Raw genomic sequence first — 15,097 nt, 5'->3', positions numbered from 1 at the left:
CCGACCTCAGCGCCCGTAGGGAGCGACGACGACCTCGACGCGCTGGAACTCCTTGAGGTCGGAGTATCCCGTGGTGGCCATCGACTTGCGGAGGGCCCCGATGAGGTTCGCGGTGCCGTCGGCGACGGGAGCCGGCCCGTACAGCACCTCTTCGAGCGAGGCGACCTGGTCGACCTTCACGCGGTTGCCGCGCGGGAGCTTCGGGTGGTGGGCCTCCGGTCCCCAGTGGAAGCCCTGGCCCGGCGCATCGGTCGCGCGCGCGAGCGCGACGCCCAGCATGACCGCGTCGGCACCCATCGCGAGCGCCTTGACGATGTCGCCCGACGTGCCCACCCCGCCGTCGGCGATCACGTGGACATAGCGGCCGCCGGACTCGTCCAGGTAGTCGCGGCGCGCGCCGGCGACGTCGGAGACCGCGGTGGCCATCGGCGCGTGGATGCCGAGCGTCGCGCGCGTTGTCGAGGCCGCTCCCCCGCCGAAGCCGACCAGCACGCCGGCCGCGCCCGTGCGCATGAGGTGCAGCGCCGCGGTGTATGTGGCCGCGCCTCCCACGATGACAGGGACGTCGAGGTCGTAGATGAACTTCTTGAGGTTCAGCGGCTGGTCCACGGAGGAGACGTGCTCGGCCGAGACGGTCGTGCCGCGGATGACGAAGAGGTCGACGCCAGCGGCGACGACGGTCTCGTAGAGATCCTGCGTGCGCTGCGGAGTCAGCGACCCCGCCACCGTCACGCCCGCGGCGCGGATCTCCGCCAGGCGGTCGCGCACGAGCTCGGGCTTGATCGGCTCGGCGTACAGCTCCTGCATCCGGCGCGTCGCATCGACGGAGGAGAGCGTCGCGATCTCGGCCAGCAGGGGCTCCGGGTCGTCGTAGCGCGTCCACAGACCTTCGAGATCGAGCACACCGAGCCCGCCGAGCTGGCCGAGCATGATCGCGGTGCGGGGGCTCACGACCGAGTCCATGGGAGCACCGAGCACCGGGATGTCGAAGGAGAAGGCGTCGATCGTCCACGAGGTCGAGACGTCCTCGGGGTTGCGCGTGCGGCGCGACGGCACCACGGCGATGTCGTCGAAGGTGAATGCGCGCCGGGCCCGCTTGGCGCGGCCGATCTCGATGTCCATGCTCACCCCTCCAGCCTAGCCGCCACTGCGGACCTCACCACGGCTCGTCCACGCGCGGGGCGAGGGCGAGCACGGTCGCCTTCTCCGTGGGGAAGCAGGCCCCGAACAGGTCCGTGATCCGCGGGTCGACCTCGGCCGCATCGGCGAGTCGGAGCCCGATCATCGTGTTCAGCATCATCCCCTGCGCGAGGAACGCCTGCGCCCGCTCCCCCGGGAAGCCGAGGTCGCGCAGGTACGCCCACACGCGCGCGAAGCCGTCGCGCGCCCGCGGACCGATGACCGGGTGGGAGCCGAGGAGGAACGCGTGCGAGAGGGTCTGGTGCAGGCCCCGCACGCTGAGCAGACCGATGTACTCATGCCCCATCCGGGCCTCGATCTCGTCGTCCAGACCCGGTCCGGCCGCGCGCTCGAAGGCCTCGAACAACAGTCGGAGCGTCTCGTCCAGCGCGGCGAGGAACAGCTGCTCCTTCGTTCCGAACAGCCGCACGACGTAGGGCTGCGAGACGTCGGCCGCGCGTGCGATGTCATCCGTCGTCGTGCCCACGTACCCCTTGGCGCCGAACACGGCGATCGCCGCCGTGAGGATCAGGGCCCGGCGCTCGTCGGAACTCAGGCGCTTCTTCGACGTCATCGTTCCGGAGGCCATATTGACATGTTATCAGTCGATAACTACAGTCGCCTCAGCTTAGTAATCATTCGATTACAACAGGAAAGGACGACTCTCCATGTCACGTCCCTCACGCCCGTTCGCCCTCGTCGTCGCTGCGACATCGCTCCCGATGTTCATGGCGACGCTGGACAACCTCGTCATGACCAACGCGTTGCCGGTCCTGCACACAGAGCTCGGCGCAACCGTCGAGCAGCTGCAGTGGTTCGTCAACGCCTACACCCTCGCGTTCGCCTCGACGATCCTGCTCGCCGCCGCCCTCGGCGATCGACTGGGCCGACGGTCGGTCTTCCTCGTCGGCATCGCGATCTTCGGGATCGGATCGGTGCTCGCCGCCCTCAGCACGGATCCGACACAGCTCATCGTCGCCAGGGCCGTCCAAGGCTTCGGCGGCGCGGGCGTGCTCCCCCTCTCCCTGGCCCTGCTCTCGGGCGGAGTGGCTGTGCAGCGCCGCCCGCTCGCCATCGGCATCTGGGGCGGGGTCTCCGGCCTCGGCGTCGCCGTGGGGCCGCTCGTGGGCGGCGCCGTCATGGAGGGCTGGAACTGGCAGGCCATCTTCTGGCTGAACGTGCCGGTGGCCATCGTCGCGATCCCCCTCGCCCTCTTCGCACTCGGCAACGATCGCGGCGAGCGCGCCCGCATCGACGTGATCGGCACGCTCGTGTCGGGCGTGGGAGTTCTCGCCCTCGTGCACGCGATCGTCCGCGGCAACGACGACGGATGGGGCTCCGCATCCGTCGTCGGCGAGATCGCCGTGGCCGCTGCTCTCATCGCGTTCTTCCTCGTCTGGCAGTGGCGCGCGAAGGCTCCCCTCATGCCCCTCCGGCTCTATCGAGACCGCTCGTTCGCGCTGACGAACGTCGTGGGCTTCGCGTTCAGCTTCGGCACCTTCGGCGCGATCTTCCTGCTCATCCAGTACATGCAGGTCGTGCAGGGATCCACCCCGCTCGAGGCCGCACTGCAGACGACACCCTGGACCATCGCCCCGATGTTCATCGCGCCGCTCGCGGGAGTGTTCTCGGGACGTATCGGCACGCGGGCGCTCATGGTCGCCGGACTCGCCTTCCAGGCGGTGGCCCTCGCGTGGATCGCCGCGATGCTCTCCACCTCGCTCGACTACCCCACGCTCATCGCGCCGTTCCTGCTCGCCGGAATCGGTATGGGACTCGTCTTCGCCCCGTCCGCGACGGCGTTGCTGGCCACCCTCGGGCTCGTCGATCACGCGAAGGCGTCCGGGGTCAATTCGACCCTCCGTGAGATCGGCGTCGCACTGGGAACCGCCGTCATGACCGCGATCTTCGTGGGCGCGGGCGGTCAGCTCCTGCCCGACGCGTACGTGGATGCGGCCAGGCCCGCCGTCTACGTCGGGGCCGCCGTGCTGGTCATCGCCGCCGTCGCGGCACTGTGGCTGCCAGCGGGACGTTCGGCGCACGCAAGCACCGCGACCGCCGCATCCGCACCCGCTCCCGCATCCGCTCGCGACGAGGTCGGCGTCGGCGCCTGAGCGCGGACCGAACTCCTGCAAACTGCGCCCGTCCGGCTTCCGACACCGGGAATCAGGCGAGGCTGCAGGAGTTCGGTCACGCCGTCACGCGGCGGCATCGTCCGGTGACGGCGCGCCGCCTTCTCCTGCGGCACGGGAGCGCGAAAGCAGGCGCGTGAGCGGGCCGTCGACGAGGAACAGCAGGAACGCCGCCGAGCCGGCCAGGGGGCTCAGGGCGACCACGCCGGCGGAGATGATCAGGGCGCTGAGCGCCCCGCCGCCCTGGATGCGGGCCTCGGAGAGCGGCAAGTCGGGCATCGACCGATCGTGGGTGCGCATCGCCCACGCCCACTGGGCCCAGCTGCATCCGATCGCCAGCAGGAAGTTGATCGGCAGGAGCATTCGCCCGAGCACCAGGTCAGCGAACTCGTTGTTGATCGTGGAGGTGAACGGCACGAGCACGATGAAGAACAGGCGCACCGAGTTGATCCACGTGCCGAGGGTGTCGATGCGGGAGATGTGCTCGAACTGCTCGACGTGCGCCCGCCACATCAGGCTCAGGATGAGGAAGCTGACCAAGAAGGTGAAGAACGGCTGCGCCATGCCGACGAGCGCCACCCAGAGGTCGGCGTCGGTTCGCACCCCGTCGAAGGTGCGCGCCGTCAGATCCAGCACCAGCAGCGTCGCCGCGATCGCGAACACGCCGTCGGTGTAGGCCTCGAGCCGCCGCGTCGAGACGGTGGCCTCGGGGTGCTGACGTCGCCGGATCACGAGCGTCAGCGTAGCCCCGGGACGCGAAACGCCGCACCCCGTCGGGATGCGGCGTTTCGAGCGCACTCGATCAGCGCTTGTAGTTGGGCGCCTCGACCACGATCTGGACATCGTGCGGGTGCGACTCCTTGAGTCCTGCCGGGGTGATGCGCACGAAGCGCCCCTTGGCCTTGAGCTCCTCGACGGTGCGCGCACCGACGTAGAACATCGACTGCCGCAGGCCTCCCACCAGCTGGTAGGCCACGGCGGACAACGGACCCCGGTAGGCGACCTGACCCTCGATCCCCTCGGGGATCAGCTTGTCGTCGTTGGGGACGTCGGCCTGGAAGTAGCGGTCCTTGGAGTAGGAGGTCTTCTTGCCGCGCGTCTGCAGCGCGCCCAGCGAGCCCATGCCGCGGTACAGCTTGAACTGCTTGCCGCCCTGGAAGACGATCTCGCCCGGGGACTCGTCGGTGCCGGCGAGGAGCGACCCCAGCATCACGGTGTCGGCGCCGGCGACGAGGGCCTTCGCGATGTCGCCCGAGTACTGCAGGCCGCCGTCCGCGATCACCGGCACGCCGGCCTCGCGGGCGGCCTGGAAGGCCTCCCAGATCGCCGTCACCTGCGGCACGCCGACACCCGCGACGATACGGGTCGTGCAGATCGAGCCCGGCCCCACTCCGACCTTGACCGCATCCACGCCGGCGTCGATGAGCGCCTGCGCGCCTTCGCGCGTCGCGACGTTGCCGCCGATCACGTCGATGTCCGCAAACGACGGGTCGGCCTTGATGCGGCGCACCATGTCGATAACGCCCGCCGACTGCCCGTTGGCGGTGTCGACGACGAGCACGTCGACGCCGGCGTCGCGCAGGGCCTCGGCGCGCTCCCACGCATCGCCGAAGAAGCCGATGGCGGCACCGACGCGCAAGCGCCCCTGGTCGTCCTTCGTGGCGAGCGGGTACTTCTCGCTCTTGTCGAAGTCCTTGATGGTGATCAGGCCGGCGAGCTTGCCCTCCTCGTCGATGAGGGGCAGCTTCTCGACCCGGTGCTTCGCGAACGCCGCGATCACATCACCGGCGCTGACGCCGACCGGAGCGGTGATGAGGCTCTCGCTCGTCATCACGTCGCGGACGTAGGTCGTGCGGCGCTCGAAGCCGGAGACGAAGCGCATGTCGCGGTTCGTGATGATCCCGACGAGGCGCCCCTCCTCGTCGACGACGGGCAGGCCCGAGATGCGGTACTGGGCGCACAGTGCGTCGACCTCCTCCACCGTGGCGTCCGGGGTGGTGGTGACGGGGTCGGAGATCATGCCCGACTCACTGCGCTTGACGCGGTCGACCATCGCGGCCTGATCGGCGATGGAGGCGTTGCGGTGCAGGATGCCGAGGCCGCCTTCACGGGCGATCGCGATCGCCATGCGTGCCTCGGTGACCGTGTCCATCGCGGCCGAGATCAGCGGCGTCGCCACCGTGATGCGGCGGGTCACGCGCGATGACGTGTCGGCCTCGCTCGGGATGACATCTGTGTGCCCGGGAAGCAGCAGGATGTCGTCGTAGGTCAGTCCGACGAAGCCGAACGGGTCGTGGTTTTCCATCGCGCTCTCCTCCCCCGCCGGCACTCGCGGATGCGGCGGGTCGCCTTAGACGTCAGACGCGGGAGCCGGCCTCGAACCCCGGCCGATCACAGCCAGAGCGAGGGCTTCCCGTCGTCTGTCGATTGTAAGCGGCCACGGATGCGGATTGTTCCCGCATCCGCTATCGCGTGCGCACGTCCGCGAGCTGCGGCCTCTCCACAGGGGCGAGCGACGGCAGGATGGTCGATTGCGGATTACATAGGCTCGAACGGCATCCGGTGACGGAATCCGTCGACGAGGCGATCGTGGCCGGGGCGTGTCCTCGCTGAAACACGACGGACACAATACGCTCGTAGCGTCGTCGTCATTGCCGATGCCGACCGCATCCTGGGTGCGTGTCCCCGACTGGAGGTTCCGTGGTTTCCACCACTGCGACCGAGAGACGATCCCTACCCGGGATTCTTCTCCTCTTCGCCGCGCTCATCGTCGCGCTGCTGACCTTTATCCCCACTGCGGCTCACGCCGAGACCACCGATGAGAGCGCCAAGCAGACCGAGGTCTGCGCACCCAGCGCCACCGTCGGCTGCCTCTCCGGCACGCTGCGCGACGCCGGAGCGGGAGTCGTGGTCTCGGCCACCGGCCCGGGCGGCACCGTCTCCACCGAGACCGACGACGACGGCCGCTGGTCGCTGAGCGTCGAGCAGCCCGGTGAGTACTCGGTGACGGTCGACGCCGACACGCTGCCCGACGGTGTCACCCTGAGAAGCGACGAACCGCAGGTGCGGACCGTGACGCTCGGCGCGAACACCGCCGCGCTGTTCTCGCTCGAGAGCTCGGGTGGCGACACGGGTAACGGCGGTGGTAGCTCCGGCGGCGGCGCGAGCGCAGACACCGGATTCAATTGGGACCGCCTCGCTCAGCAGGCGGCATCCGGCCTCCGGCTCGGACTGCTCCTGGCACTCGCCGCCGTGGGACTCTCCCTGATCTACGGCACGACCGGCATCTCGAACTTCGCCCACGGCGAGCTCGTGACCCTCGGCGGGCTCCTCGCGTTCGTCTTCGCGAACCTGCTGGGACTGAACATCTGGCTCGCCGGCCTCATCGTCATCGTCCTGTGCGCCGCGTTCGGCTACACGCAGGACCTTGCGATCTGGAAACCGCTGCGCAAGAAGCGGCTGTCGCTGACGCAGCTCATGATCGTCACGATCGGAATGTCGCTGGCACTGCAGTACGTGTTCCAGTTCTTCATCGGCGCATCGACGGTCCGCATCGTCATGGCCAACCCGAAGCCCGTGCAGATCGGCCCGGTCTCGCTCAGTCAGGACTCGCTGATCGCCATGGGCATCGCGGTCGTGGTCCTCGTCGCGGTCGGGCTCTTCCTGGTCAAGACCCGCGTCGGACGCGCGACCCGCGCCGTCAGCGACAACCCGGCGCTCGCCGCCGCATCCGGCATCAACGTCGACGGCGTGATCCGCCTGATCTGGACCGCATCCGCGGCGCTGGCGGGCCTCGCCGGCATCCTGCTCGGCCTCGTGCTCAACGGCATCAACTGGATGACGGGCATGCAACTGCTGCTCCTGCTCTTCTCCGCGGTGACCCTCGGCGGTCTCGGGACCGCCTTCGGCGCCCTCTTCGGCGCCCTCATCATCGGTATGACGGTCGAGTTGACGAACATCTGGCTGCCGGGCGACTTCAAGTACGCGACCGCCCTGCTGCTGCTGATCCTGCTGCTGCTGGTGCGACCTCAGGGTCTGTTCGGTCGCAAGGAACGGGTGGGCTGACACATGGAATTCCTGAACCTGCTCACCCAGATGGCGGCAAGCGCCATCTCGCCCGCGACGGCCGCCTTCGCCATCGCCGCGATCGGTCTGAACATCCACTTCGGCTATACGGGCCTGCTCAACATGGGCCAGGCCGGCTTCATGCTGCTCGGTGCCTACGGATTCGCCGTGTCGATCGGCGCGGGCCTGGGATTCTGGCCGTCGCTGCTGATCGCGATCATCGTGGTCGTCATCTTCAGCCTCATCCTCGGTATCCCCACACTGAAGCTGCGCGGCGACTACCTCGCGATCGTGACGATCTCGGCCGCCGAGATCGTCCGCATGGTCGGACGCTCCTCGATCATGGGCCCCATCACCGGCGGCTCGAACGGTCTCCCCGGTGCGACCTACCGCGACCCGTTCAACGAGCTGTCGTTCCTGCCGGACGGCTCCACCACCATCCTCTGGTTCACGTACGAGAACAACGGCGTGAGCGGATGGTGGATCCGCCTCGTGGCCTGGGCGCTGGTCGCGGTCTTCCTCGTTCTGGTGTGGCTGTTGATGCGCAGCCCGTGGGGTCGTGTGCTCAAGGGCATCCGCGAGGACGAGGATGCGGTGCGCAGCCTCGGCAAGAGCGCCTACTCGTACAAGATGCAGGCGCTGGTGCTCGGCGGTGTGCTCGGCGCGTTCGCCGGCATCATCTACGTCCTCCCCTCCTCGGTCCAGCCGGACGCGCTGGGACGCTCGACAACGTTCTTCATCTGGACCGCGCTCCTGCTGGGCGGCGCCGCGACCATCTTCGGACCCGTGCTGGGCTCGATCCTGTTCTTCGCGGTGCGCATCTTCATCCAGGGCATCACCGACATCGTCGTGCCCGATTCGATCATGTCCACCCAGCAGACCGATCAGTTCTCGTGGATCGTGATCGGCATCGCGCTGATGCTCCTGGTCATCTTCCGACCACAGGGCATCCTCGGCAGCAAGAAGGAGCTGAGCTTCAATGTCTGAGCCGATCACGGCGGCCCAGGCGGCCGCACAGGAGAGCCTGTCGCACGTCGCTCAGGCGCCCGGCGCGCCGAAGCCAGATCCCATCCTCGTCGTCGACAACATCATCCGCCGCTTCGGCGGCATGACCGCCGTCGACGTCGACCACCTCGAGGTCCAGCGCGGCGCCATCACGGCGCTCATCGGCCCCAACGGCGCCGGCAAGACGACCTTCTTCAACCTCATCACCGGCTTCGACAAGCCGACGAGCGCGAAGCGCGCCTTCGGCGGCCCGCCGTCCGACAAGGCAGCCAGGTGGTCGTTCGACGGGCGCACGCTCGGCAGCACCGCCGCGTCCAAGGTCGCCCGCAGCGGCATGGTGCGCACCTTCCAGCTCACCAAGGCGCTCTCGCGTATGACGGTGCTCGACAACATGCTGCTCGGCGCGCGCGACCAGCCCGGCGAGAACATGGCCGTCGCCCTCATCCCCGCGCTCTGGCGCAAGCGGGAGAAGGAGATCACCGAGAAGGCGATGGATCTCCTGCAGCGCTTCAAGCTGTACGAGAAGCGGGAGGACCTCGCGGGCTCCCTCTCGGGCGGGCAGAAGAAGCTGCTCGAGATGGCGCGGGCGCTGATGAGCGACCCGAAGATGATCATGCTCGACGAGCCCATGGCCGGTGTGAACCCCGCCCTGACGCAGTCGTTGCTCGGCCACATCCAGGCCCTGCGCGACGACGGCACCACCGTCCTGTTCGTCGAGCACGACATGCACATGGTGCGTCACATCTCCGACTGGGTCGTCGTGATGGCGCAGGGCGCCATCGTCGCCGAGGGTCCCGCGGGCGAGGTCATGAACCAGCAGGCGGTCGTCGATGCGTACCTCGGCGCGCACCACGACACCGACCTCGGCGACGACTCGCTGCTCGACACGTCGGTCATCCAACAGCTCGAGGCCGAGGCGGAGGCCGCCGACGCGGCCGCCGAGCGGCAGATCGACGAGGCGCTCGGAAAGGAGCACCGTTCATGACGAACGCGACCGAACCGGTCCTCGTCGCGAAGGACCTGCACGCCGGCTACCTGCCGGGGGTCAACATCCTCAACGGCGTGAACATCGTCGCCCACCCGGGCGAACTCATCGGCATCATCGGCCCGAACGGCGCCGGCAAGTCGACGTTCCTGAAGGCGGTGTTCGGCCAGGTGTCGATCCGCGGCGGGTCCGTGACGCTCAAGGGCACCGACATCACCGGCTGGAAGCCCAACAAGCTGGTCTCCACCGGCGTGGGCTTCGTGCCGCAGACGAACAACGTGTTCCCCTCGCTCACGATCGAGGAGAACCTGCAGATGGGCATCTACCAGAAGCCGCGCAAGTTCCGGGAGCAGCTCGACAAGATCTTCGAGATCTTCCCCGTGCTCGCCGACCGGCGTGATCAGCGCGCAGGCTCCCTCTCGGGCGGGGAGCGCCAGTCCGTTGCGATGGCGCGTGCGCTCATGATGGACCCGTCCGTGCTGCTGCTCGACGAGCCCTCGGCGGGCCTGTCACCGGTCCGTCAGGATGAGACCTTCATCCGCACCCGCCGCATCAACAAGGCGGGCGTGAGCGTGATCATGGTCGAGCAGAACGCGCGCCGCTGCCTGCAGATCTGCGACCGCGCGTACGTGCTCGACCAGGGACGCGACGCCTACACGGGTACGGGGCGCGAGCTCGCCAACGACCCGAAGGTCATCCAGCTCTACCTGGGCACGCTCGCAGCCGACGTGGATGCGGACAAGTCCGCCCCCGCATCCGCTGCCGCTCCGGTCGCCGCCGCGACGCCGGAGCCGGCTCCGGCGGACGCCGTGACCCCCGACGAGCAGGTCCCCACGTCGGTGACGGCAGGCGCCCGCGCGGCGGAGGACCTCCCGCCGGGCGCAGAGCCCATGTCGGACCCGGGCGTGGAGCCCGACGCCGGCAAGGCCTGAGACCCGCGCGGCGCCACACGCCGCCTGAGCGCTCCGAAGGGGGCGGATGCACCCGCATCCGCCCCCTTCCTTGTCCGCCGGCCCACCCCACCCCTGTGCTCGCCCTCGCGGCGCTCGCGCCCCTCCCCCTGCCCCGCCCGCGTCCTCGCCCCCACGCGTTCCGCCTCGCCCCCTCGCGTTCCGCCTCGCGCCGGCCCGCTCACCGCCTGCTCGCCTGTCACAGATCGCGCCCAGAACCTCGATTTGTGACAGGCGAGCAGGGGGGGAACGAGCGTCGGGGGGCGGACGGAGCGCGGACGGGGCCGACCGCAGCGCACCTGCCCGCGGACGCACGAACGCCCCCGGGCGGACCCGGGGGCGTTCGTGGGGATGGGCAGTCAGATCAAGACTTGCCCTCGACAGCGCTCTGCCAGACGGGCTTGTTGTCACCGTCGAACTTGTAGATGCCGATGAAGGCGCTCGAGGGGTCGTTCTTGTCGTTGAACGGTCCCGTGCCGGCGACACCCGTGTAGTGGATGTCCTTGCCGCCGGCGATGAGCTCCTTGCAGTCCGCGTACGTGGAGCACTCCTCGCCACCCGTCGCACCCGACACAGCGGCCAGGTTCGCCTGGATGGTGGCGGAGTCGGTCGCGCCGCCCTTCAGGGCCGCGAGGGCCGAGAGGATGACGGCGTCGTACGACTCAGCCGAGTAGGAGTAGTCGTCCAGGGCCGAACCCTCGACCGACTCGTGCCACGCCGAGGCCTTCTTCTTGAAGTCCTCGGCGGGGTTCGCGCCGGGGATCGTGCCCTGAGCACCCTCGAGCGTTCCGGCCTCGAAGTCCTTCGAGAAGTCCGACGTGTTGCCGTCCGTGTAGTAGGTGCGGGACATGTCCCAGCCCTGCGACACGAGCTCGGGGATGATCGCCTTGGTCTCGTCGAAGGCGATGATCACGATCGCGTCGGGGTTGGTGGCCAGAGCCGCCGTCACCTCGGACGAGAAGGTGGTCTGACCGGGAGGGAACTCCTGGCCCGCGCCCTTGGCGCCGTAGGTGACCGATCCGCCCGCACCGGTGACCGTCTCCTCGATCACGTCGCGCAGGCCCGTGCCGTACGCGTCGTTGAAGACGAGGAACGCGATGTTCGCGTTGCCGTCGCTCGTGATGAGCTGGCCCAGTGCGGAGCCCTGCACCGTGTCCGGCGGAGCGGTGCGGAAGTAGAAGGGCGAGTAGCCCGAGAGCGAAGCCGCCGTGTTCGCGGGCGAGATCTGCACGATCGGGCTCGCGCTCTTGGTGAGCTTGTCGACGACGTTCAGCGACACCGAGGAGGATGCGGCGCCGATCACGATCGAGACCTTCGCGTTGATGAGCTCGTCGGCCGAGGCGGACGAGACGGTCATGTCGTTGCTGTCACCGGAGTCGGTCCAGAACGTACATGCCTTGTCGCCCGCGGCGACGATGTCGTCGACAGCCAGGCCGACACCGGCGATCTCGGGCGGGCCGAGGAACGCCAGGGTTCCGGTGGTCGGCAGCAGGGTGCCGACCTTCAGGATGTCAGCGCTCGTGGTGCCGTCGGCGCAGTTCTGCGCCGTGTAGTCGCCACCTGCGTCTGAGCTGCCGGAGGGCGCTGCTTCGCCCCCGCCGGCACACCCGACGAGCGCAAGCGCCGAGACGCCCGCGAGGGCGGTCGCGGCAAACCACGCCTTCTTGGAGTGAACCATCTGGTTCCGTCCTTTCACTCTTCAATGCGCGACCTGGACGCCGCGTTGCGCCAGAAGCTAGCCGCGCATTGTTACGAGTGTGTTGTAGGCGCGCGTCGCGCACAGTCTCCGCACCCTTTCGCGACGAAATCGTTATGAATCGCGCCGCTTTTCGACGCATTACGTCAATTCGGCCACGTCGGACGGAGCGTTCTGCAATCCTGCGCCCTTGCGCGCACGGCGCGAGGCGACGATCGAATCCGCGCTCAACAGGATGAGCGCCGCCCACACGAGCGCGAAGCCCGCCCACCGTCCGGCCGTCATCGGCTCGCCCAGCACCCACCATCCGATGAGGAACTGCAGAACGGGCGCGACGAACTGGATGATGCCGAGCAGCGTCAGAGGCGCCCGGCGCGCACCCGCTGCGAACAGCAGCAGCGGAACGGCCGTCACGACGCCCGCCAGGGCGAGGGCCACCGTGGTGCCGACCCCGGCGGAGGCGAAGCCCAGCCCCGTCGTCAGACCCACGACGACGAGCTGCACGAGTGCGAGAGGGGTGAGCCAAAGCGATTCCAGCGTGAGCCCGCTGACCGCATCCACGGACGGGCCGATCTTCTTCTTCACGAGTCCGTAGAAACCGAACGAGAACGCGAGGATGAGGGCGATCCAGGGCATGGCGCCGTAGCCGACCACGATCACCACGACCGCGGCGGTCGCGAGCCCGATCGCCACCCACTGGGTCGGGCGCAGCCGCTCTCGCAGCACCAGCACGCCCAGCAGGACCGTGACGATCGGATTGATGAAGTAGCCGAGGCTCGTCTCGATGACGTGACCGCTCAGGGTGCCGATGAGATAGGTCTGCCAGTTGATGTAGATCAGGATGCCCGCGACCACAGTGAGAGCGACGAGCCGACCCTGACGCAGGATGGCGGCGAGGCGCCGCCACGAGCGTGTCACCGCGATCAGGAGCGCGCAGAAGACCAGCGACAGCAGGATCCGCCACGCCACGATCTCGAAGGCGCCCACCGGCGCCAGCAGCAGGAAGTACAGCGGCAACACGCCCCACAGGAGATATGCGGAGAAGGCGTACAGGCCGCCGGCGAGGCCCTGCTCGGGGGAAGTGCGTGGGTTCACCGATCCAGCCTAGGACCGCGGGCGCTACCGGGGCGCGCCCGCAACGAACGAAGCCCCCGGCCGAACGGCCGGGGGCTTCGAGCAGTCGATGTCAGCGAACGACGACCGCGAGCACGTCGCGCGCGGAGAGCACGAGGTACTCGTCGGCGCCGAACTTGACCTCGGTGCCGCCGTACTTGCTGTAGATCACGCGGTCGCCGACGGCGACGTCGAGCGGAACACGGTTGCCGTTGTCGTCGATGCGGCCGGGGCCCACGGCCACGACCTCGCCCTCCTGGGGCTTCTCCTTGGCGGTGTCGGGGATGACCAGGCCACTAGCGGTGGTCTGCTCGGCCTCGACCTGCTGGATGACGATGCGGTCCTCGAGCGGCTTGATGGAAACCGACACGGTCTACCTCTTCTTTCTCGCTTCGTGAAACGGAAGACTCAGTTAGCACCCTCACACCGAGAGTGCTAATGGCAAGTCTAGAGGCGTCCTGGCACTCGTGCAACGCGAGTGCCAACACAACCTCGCGCCTAGGCTGGAGCGATGGAGATGAGCGAGCTGCGCGCCCTTCTCACCCCCGAAGGCCTGCGCCTGCTGGATGAGACGGGACCGATCGAGTCGACGGCGGCGGTCGCGACGGCCGTGGGCAGGCTTCGTGCTGCGGGACACGGGCCCGACCTCGTCTCGGCCGTCGTCGGCCAGGCGCGACTCCGCTCCCGCGCGGCGGCTAAGTTCGGACCGTTCGCCGGCCGGATGCTCTTCACCCCGGCGGGGCTCGAGCAGGCCACCCGCCTGAGTGTGGCCGCCCGCCATGCCGGCCGGTTCCGCGACGCGGGACGCCGCCAGATCGCCGATCTCGGATGCGGCATCGGAGGCGACGCGCTGGGCTTCGCAGCCCTCGGGCTCGAGGTCGCCGCCGTGGACGCCGATGAGGCGACCGCGGCCGTCGCCGCCTACAATCTGGCGCCCTTCGGCGATACCGTCACGGTCTCGCACGCCCGCGCGGAGGATGTGGATCTCGGCGACAGGGATGCGGTGTGGCTCGACCCCGCCAGACGCCCGGTCGGCGGCTCGCACAACGATCGCCTCAGGGCCGACGAATACAGCCCGGCGCTCGGCTGGGCGTTCGAGCTCGCTGAACGCATGCCGACCGGTATCAAGCTCGGTCCCGGCTTCGATCGCGACAGCATCCCCGACGGTGTCGAAGCGCAGTGGATCAGTGTGGACGGATCGACCATCGAACTCGTCCTCTTCTCCCGGGAGCTGGCTCGCGACGGGGTGCGGCGTGCCGCGCTCGTCGTCCGCGGCGACCAGGTGCACGAGCTCACCTCCGCCCACGACGCCGAAGACGTCGAGCCGCGCCCGCTCGGCGCATTCCTGCACGAGCCGGACGGCGCCGTGATCCGCGCCCGCCTGATCGGCGACGTGGCCCGATCGCTGGATGCGGGCACGCTCGACGAACGCATCGCCTACCTCACCTCGGACGAGGCGGTGACGAGCCCGTTCGTGCAGAGCTTCCGCGTGCGGGAGCAGCTCCCCACCGACGAGAAGAAGCTCGCCCGCGCCCTTCGCGAACGCGGTATCGGCACGCTCGAGATCAAGAAGCGCGGCGTGGACGTGGACCCGGCGCAGCTGCGCACCCGGCTCAAGCTCAAGGGCGAGGCCTCGGCGACGCTGCTGCTGACGCGGATCGGCGACAGGCGTACGGCGATCCTGGCGGACCGCGTCTGATCAGCCCTCGCCGATGACCCTGCGTCGTCGGAACACGGTCGCTGCATACACGAAGGCCGCCGCGGCCGCGATGACGATCACCCCGGCGGCGACGGCTGCCGCCGCCCCCAGCAGCGCGTTGTCCTCGAGAAAGGCCGCGACGGCGATGAACACCGCGCTCGGCACCAGCATGCAGGCCAGAACCCCGGCCGCGACCACGATGACAGGGCTGATTCGTCCCCACTCGATCCCCATGCTTGCGAACCTATCAAGCACACCGGCGGGCAGGAGCAC

The 15,097-nt window shown here is 68.9% G+C and carries 13 protein-coding genes and 1 pseudogene; 6 read left to right on the top strand and 8 right to left on the bottom strand.

The features are described from left to right. Positions 1–6: 6 nt before the first annotated feature. Together ACYVJS_RS01910 and ACYVJS_RS01905 are read right to left on the bottom strand one after the other, a co-directional pair. Entirely contained in the window at positions 7–1,122 is a 1,116-nt protein-coding gene (locus tag ACYVJS_RS01910; RefSeq protein WP_460737486.1) for a GuaB3 family IMP dehydrogenase-related protein, read from the bottom strand. 34 nt (positions 1,123–1,156) lie between these two features. Continuing rightward, complete coding sequence (locus ACYVJS_RS01905) at positions 1,157–1,768, bottom strand: TetR/AcrR family transcriptional regulator (RefSeq protein ID WP_460737244.1); 612 nt, start codon at positions 1,766–1,768, stop codon at positions 1,157–1,159. A 79-nt stretch (positions 1,769–1,847) separates the two neighbouring features. On the opposite strand from ACYVJS_RS01905, the gene ACYVJS_RS01900 reads away from it, so the two are divergent. Next, entirely contained in the window at positions 1,848–3,293 is a 1,446-nt protein-coding gene (locus tag ACYVJS_RS01900; protein WP_460737242.1) for a DHA2 family efflux MFS transporter permease subunit, read from the top strand. Between the two features lie 84 nt (positions 3,294–3,377). On the opposite strand, the gene ACYVJS_RS01895 is transcribed toward ACYVJS_RS01900, so the two are convergent. Both ACYVJS_RS01895 and guaB read right to left on the bottom strand, forming a co-directional pair. Continuing rightward, positions 3,378–4,043 carry a TMEM175 family protein gene (locus ACYVJS_RS01895; protein ID WP_460737240.1) on the bottom strand — a complete coding sequence of 222 codons (666 nt, stop codon included), beginning with the start codon at positions 4,041–4,043 and terminating at the stop codon, positions 3,378–3,380. Positions 4,044–4,113: 70 nt separating this feature from the next. Next, positions 4,114–5,616: an IMP dehydrogenase gene (guaB, locus tag ACYVJS_RS01890; RefSeq protein WP_460737238.1), complete on the bottom strand. Its 1,503-nt coding sequence runs from the start codon at positions 5,614–5,616 to the stop codon at positions 4,114–4,116. 395 nt (positions 5,617–6,011) lie between these two features. On the opposite strand from guaB, the gene ACYVJS_RS01885 reads away from it, so the two are divergent. The 4 genes and pseudogenes from ACYVJS_RS01885 to ACYVJS_RS01870 form a co-directional block, all read left to right on the top strand. Next, on the top strand, positions 6,012–7,376 hold the full coding sequence (locus ACYVJS_RS01885) for a branched-chain amino acid ABC transporter permease (RefSeq protein ID WP_460737236.1): 1,365 nt from the start codon (positions 6,012–6,014) through the stop codon (positions 7,374–7,376). A 3-nt stretch (positions 7,377–7,379) separates the two neighbouring features. After that, on the top strand, positions 7,380–8,363 hold the full coding sequence (locus ACYVJS_RS01880) for a branched-chain amino acid ABC transporter permease (RefSeq protein WP_460737234.1): 984 nt from the start codon (positions 7,380–7,382) through the stop codon (positions 8,361–8,363). Continuing rightward, the gene (locus tag ACYVJS_RS01875; RefSeq protein ID WP_460737232.1) at positions 8,356–9,366 is read left to right on the top strand and encodes an ABC transporter ATP-binding protein; all 1,011 of its coding nucleotides are present in this window, start codon (positions 8,356–8,358) and stop codon (positions 9,364–9,366) included. The genes ACYVJS_RS01880 and ACYVJS_RS01875 overlap by 8 nt, the downstream gene beginning before the upstream one ends. Next, positions 9,363–10,112, top strand: a pseudogene (locus ACYVJS_RS01870) (ABC transporter ATP-binding protein); the annotation flags it as partial. The gene ACYVJS_RS01875 and the pseudogene ACYVJS_RS01870, both read left to right, overlap by 4 nt. Before the next feature lie 568 nt (positions 10,113–10,680). Here ACYVJS_RS01870 and ACYVJS_RS01865 read toward each other — a convergent pair. From ACYVJS_RS01865 to groES, 3 genes are all read right to left on the bottom strand, one after another. Beyond that, positions 10,681–11,994 (bottom strand): ABC transporter substrate-binding protein, encoded by a 1,314-nt coding sequence (locus ACYVJS_RS01865; protein ID WP_460737230.1) that lies wholly within the window; start codon positions 11,992–11,994, stop codon positions 10,681–10,683. A 159-nt stretch (positions 11,995–12,153) separates the two neighbouring features. Further along, positions 12,154–13,107, bottom strand: coding sequence for an EamA family transporter RarD (gene rarD / locus ACYVJS_RS01860; RefSeq protein ID WP_460737228.1), 954 nt, complete (start codon positions 13,105–13,107; stop codon positions 12,154–12,156). A 91-nt stretch (positions 13,108–13,198) separates the two neighbouring features. Continuing rightward, entirely contained in the window at positions 13,199–13,495 is a 297-nt protein-coding gene (groES, locus tag ACYVJS_RS01855; RefSeq protein WP_047543013.1) for a co-chaperone GroES, read from the bottom strand. A gap of 141 nt (positions 13,496–13,636) precedes the next feature. Here groES and ACYVJS_RS01850 point away from each other — a divergent pair, with 141 nt between their 5' ends. Next, positions 13,637–14,824, top strand: a complete 1,188-nt coding sequence (locus ACYVJS_RS01850) for a class I SAM-dependent methyltransferase (protein ID WP_460737226.1) — start codon at positions 13,637–13,639, stop codon at positions 14,822–14,824. Here the strand turns inward: ACYVJS_RS01850 and ACYVJS_RS01845 are convergent, their stop codons facing one another. After that, positions 14,825–15,058: a hypothetical protein gene (locus ACYVJS_RS01845; protein WP_460737224.1), complete on the bottom strand. Its 234-nt coding sequence runs from the start codon at positions 15,056–15,058 to the stop codon at positions 14,825–14,827. Positions 15,059–15,097: the final 39 nt, after the last annotated feature.

The organism is Microbacterium neimengense (assembly GCF_054782995.1).
The sequence above is the reverse complement of the archived record's forward strand: the minus strand, read 5'-3'. Positions and strand labels throughout refer to the sequence as shown.

Coding starts and splice junctions, on each gene's coding strand:
- ACYVJS_RS01875 (WP_460737232.1), top strand. CDS start 8,356: ATGTCTGAGCCGATCACGGCGGCCCAGGCGGCCGCACAGGAGAGCCTG.
- ACYVJS_RS01910 (WP_460737486.1), bottom strand. CDS start 1,122: ATGGACATCGAGATCGGCCGCGCCAAGCGGGCCCGGCGCGCATTCACC.
- ACYVJS_RS01850 (WP_460737226.1), top strand. CDS start 13,637: ATGGAGATGAGCGAGCTGCGCGCCCTTCTCACCCCCGAAGGCCTGCGC.
- ACYVJS_RS01865 (WP_460737230.1), bottom strand. CDS start 11,994: ATGGTTCACTCCAAGAAGGCGTGGTTTGCCGCGACCGCCCTCGCGGGC.
- ACYVJS_RS01880 (WP_460737234.1), top strand. CDS start 7,380: ATGGAATTCCTGAACCTGCTCACCCAGATGGCGGCAAGCGCCATCTCG.
- ACYVJS_RS01845 (WP_460737224.1), bottom strand. CDS start 15,058: ATGGGGATCGAGTGGGGACGAATCAGCCCTGTCATCGTGGTCGCGGCC.
- guaB (WP_460737238.1), bottom strand. CDS start 5,616: ATGGAAAACCACGACCCGTTCGGCTTCGTCGGACTGACCTACGACGAC.
- ACYVJS_RS01905 (WP_460737244.1), bottom strand. CDS start 1,768: ATGGCCTCCGGAACGATGACGTCGAAGAAGCGCCTGAGTTCCGACGAG.
- ACYVJS_RS01900 (WP_460737242.1), top strand. CDS start 1,848: ATGTCACGTCCCTCACGCCCGTTCGCCCTCGTCGTCGCTGCGACATCG.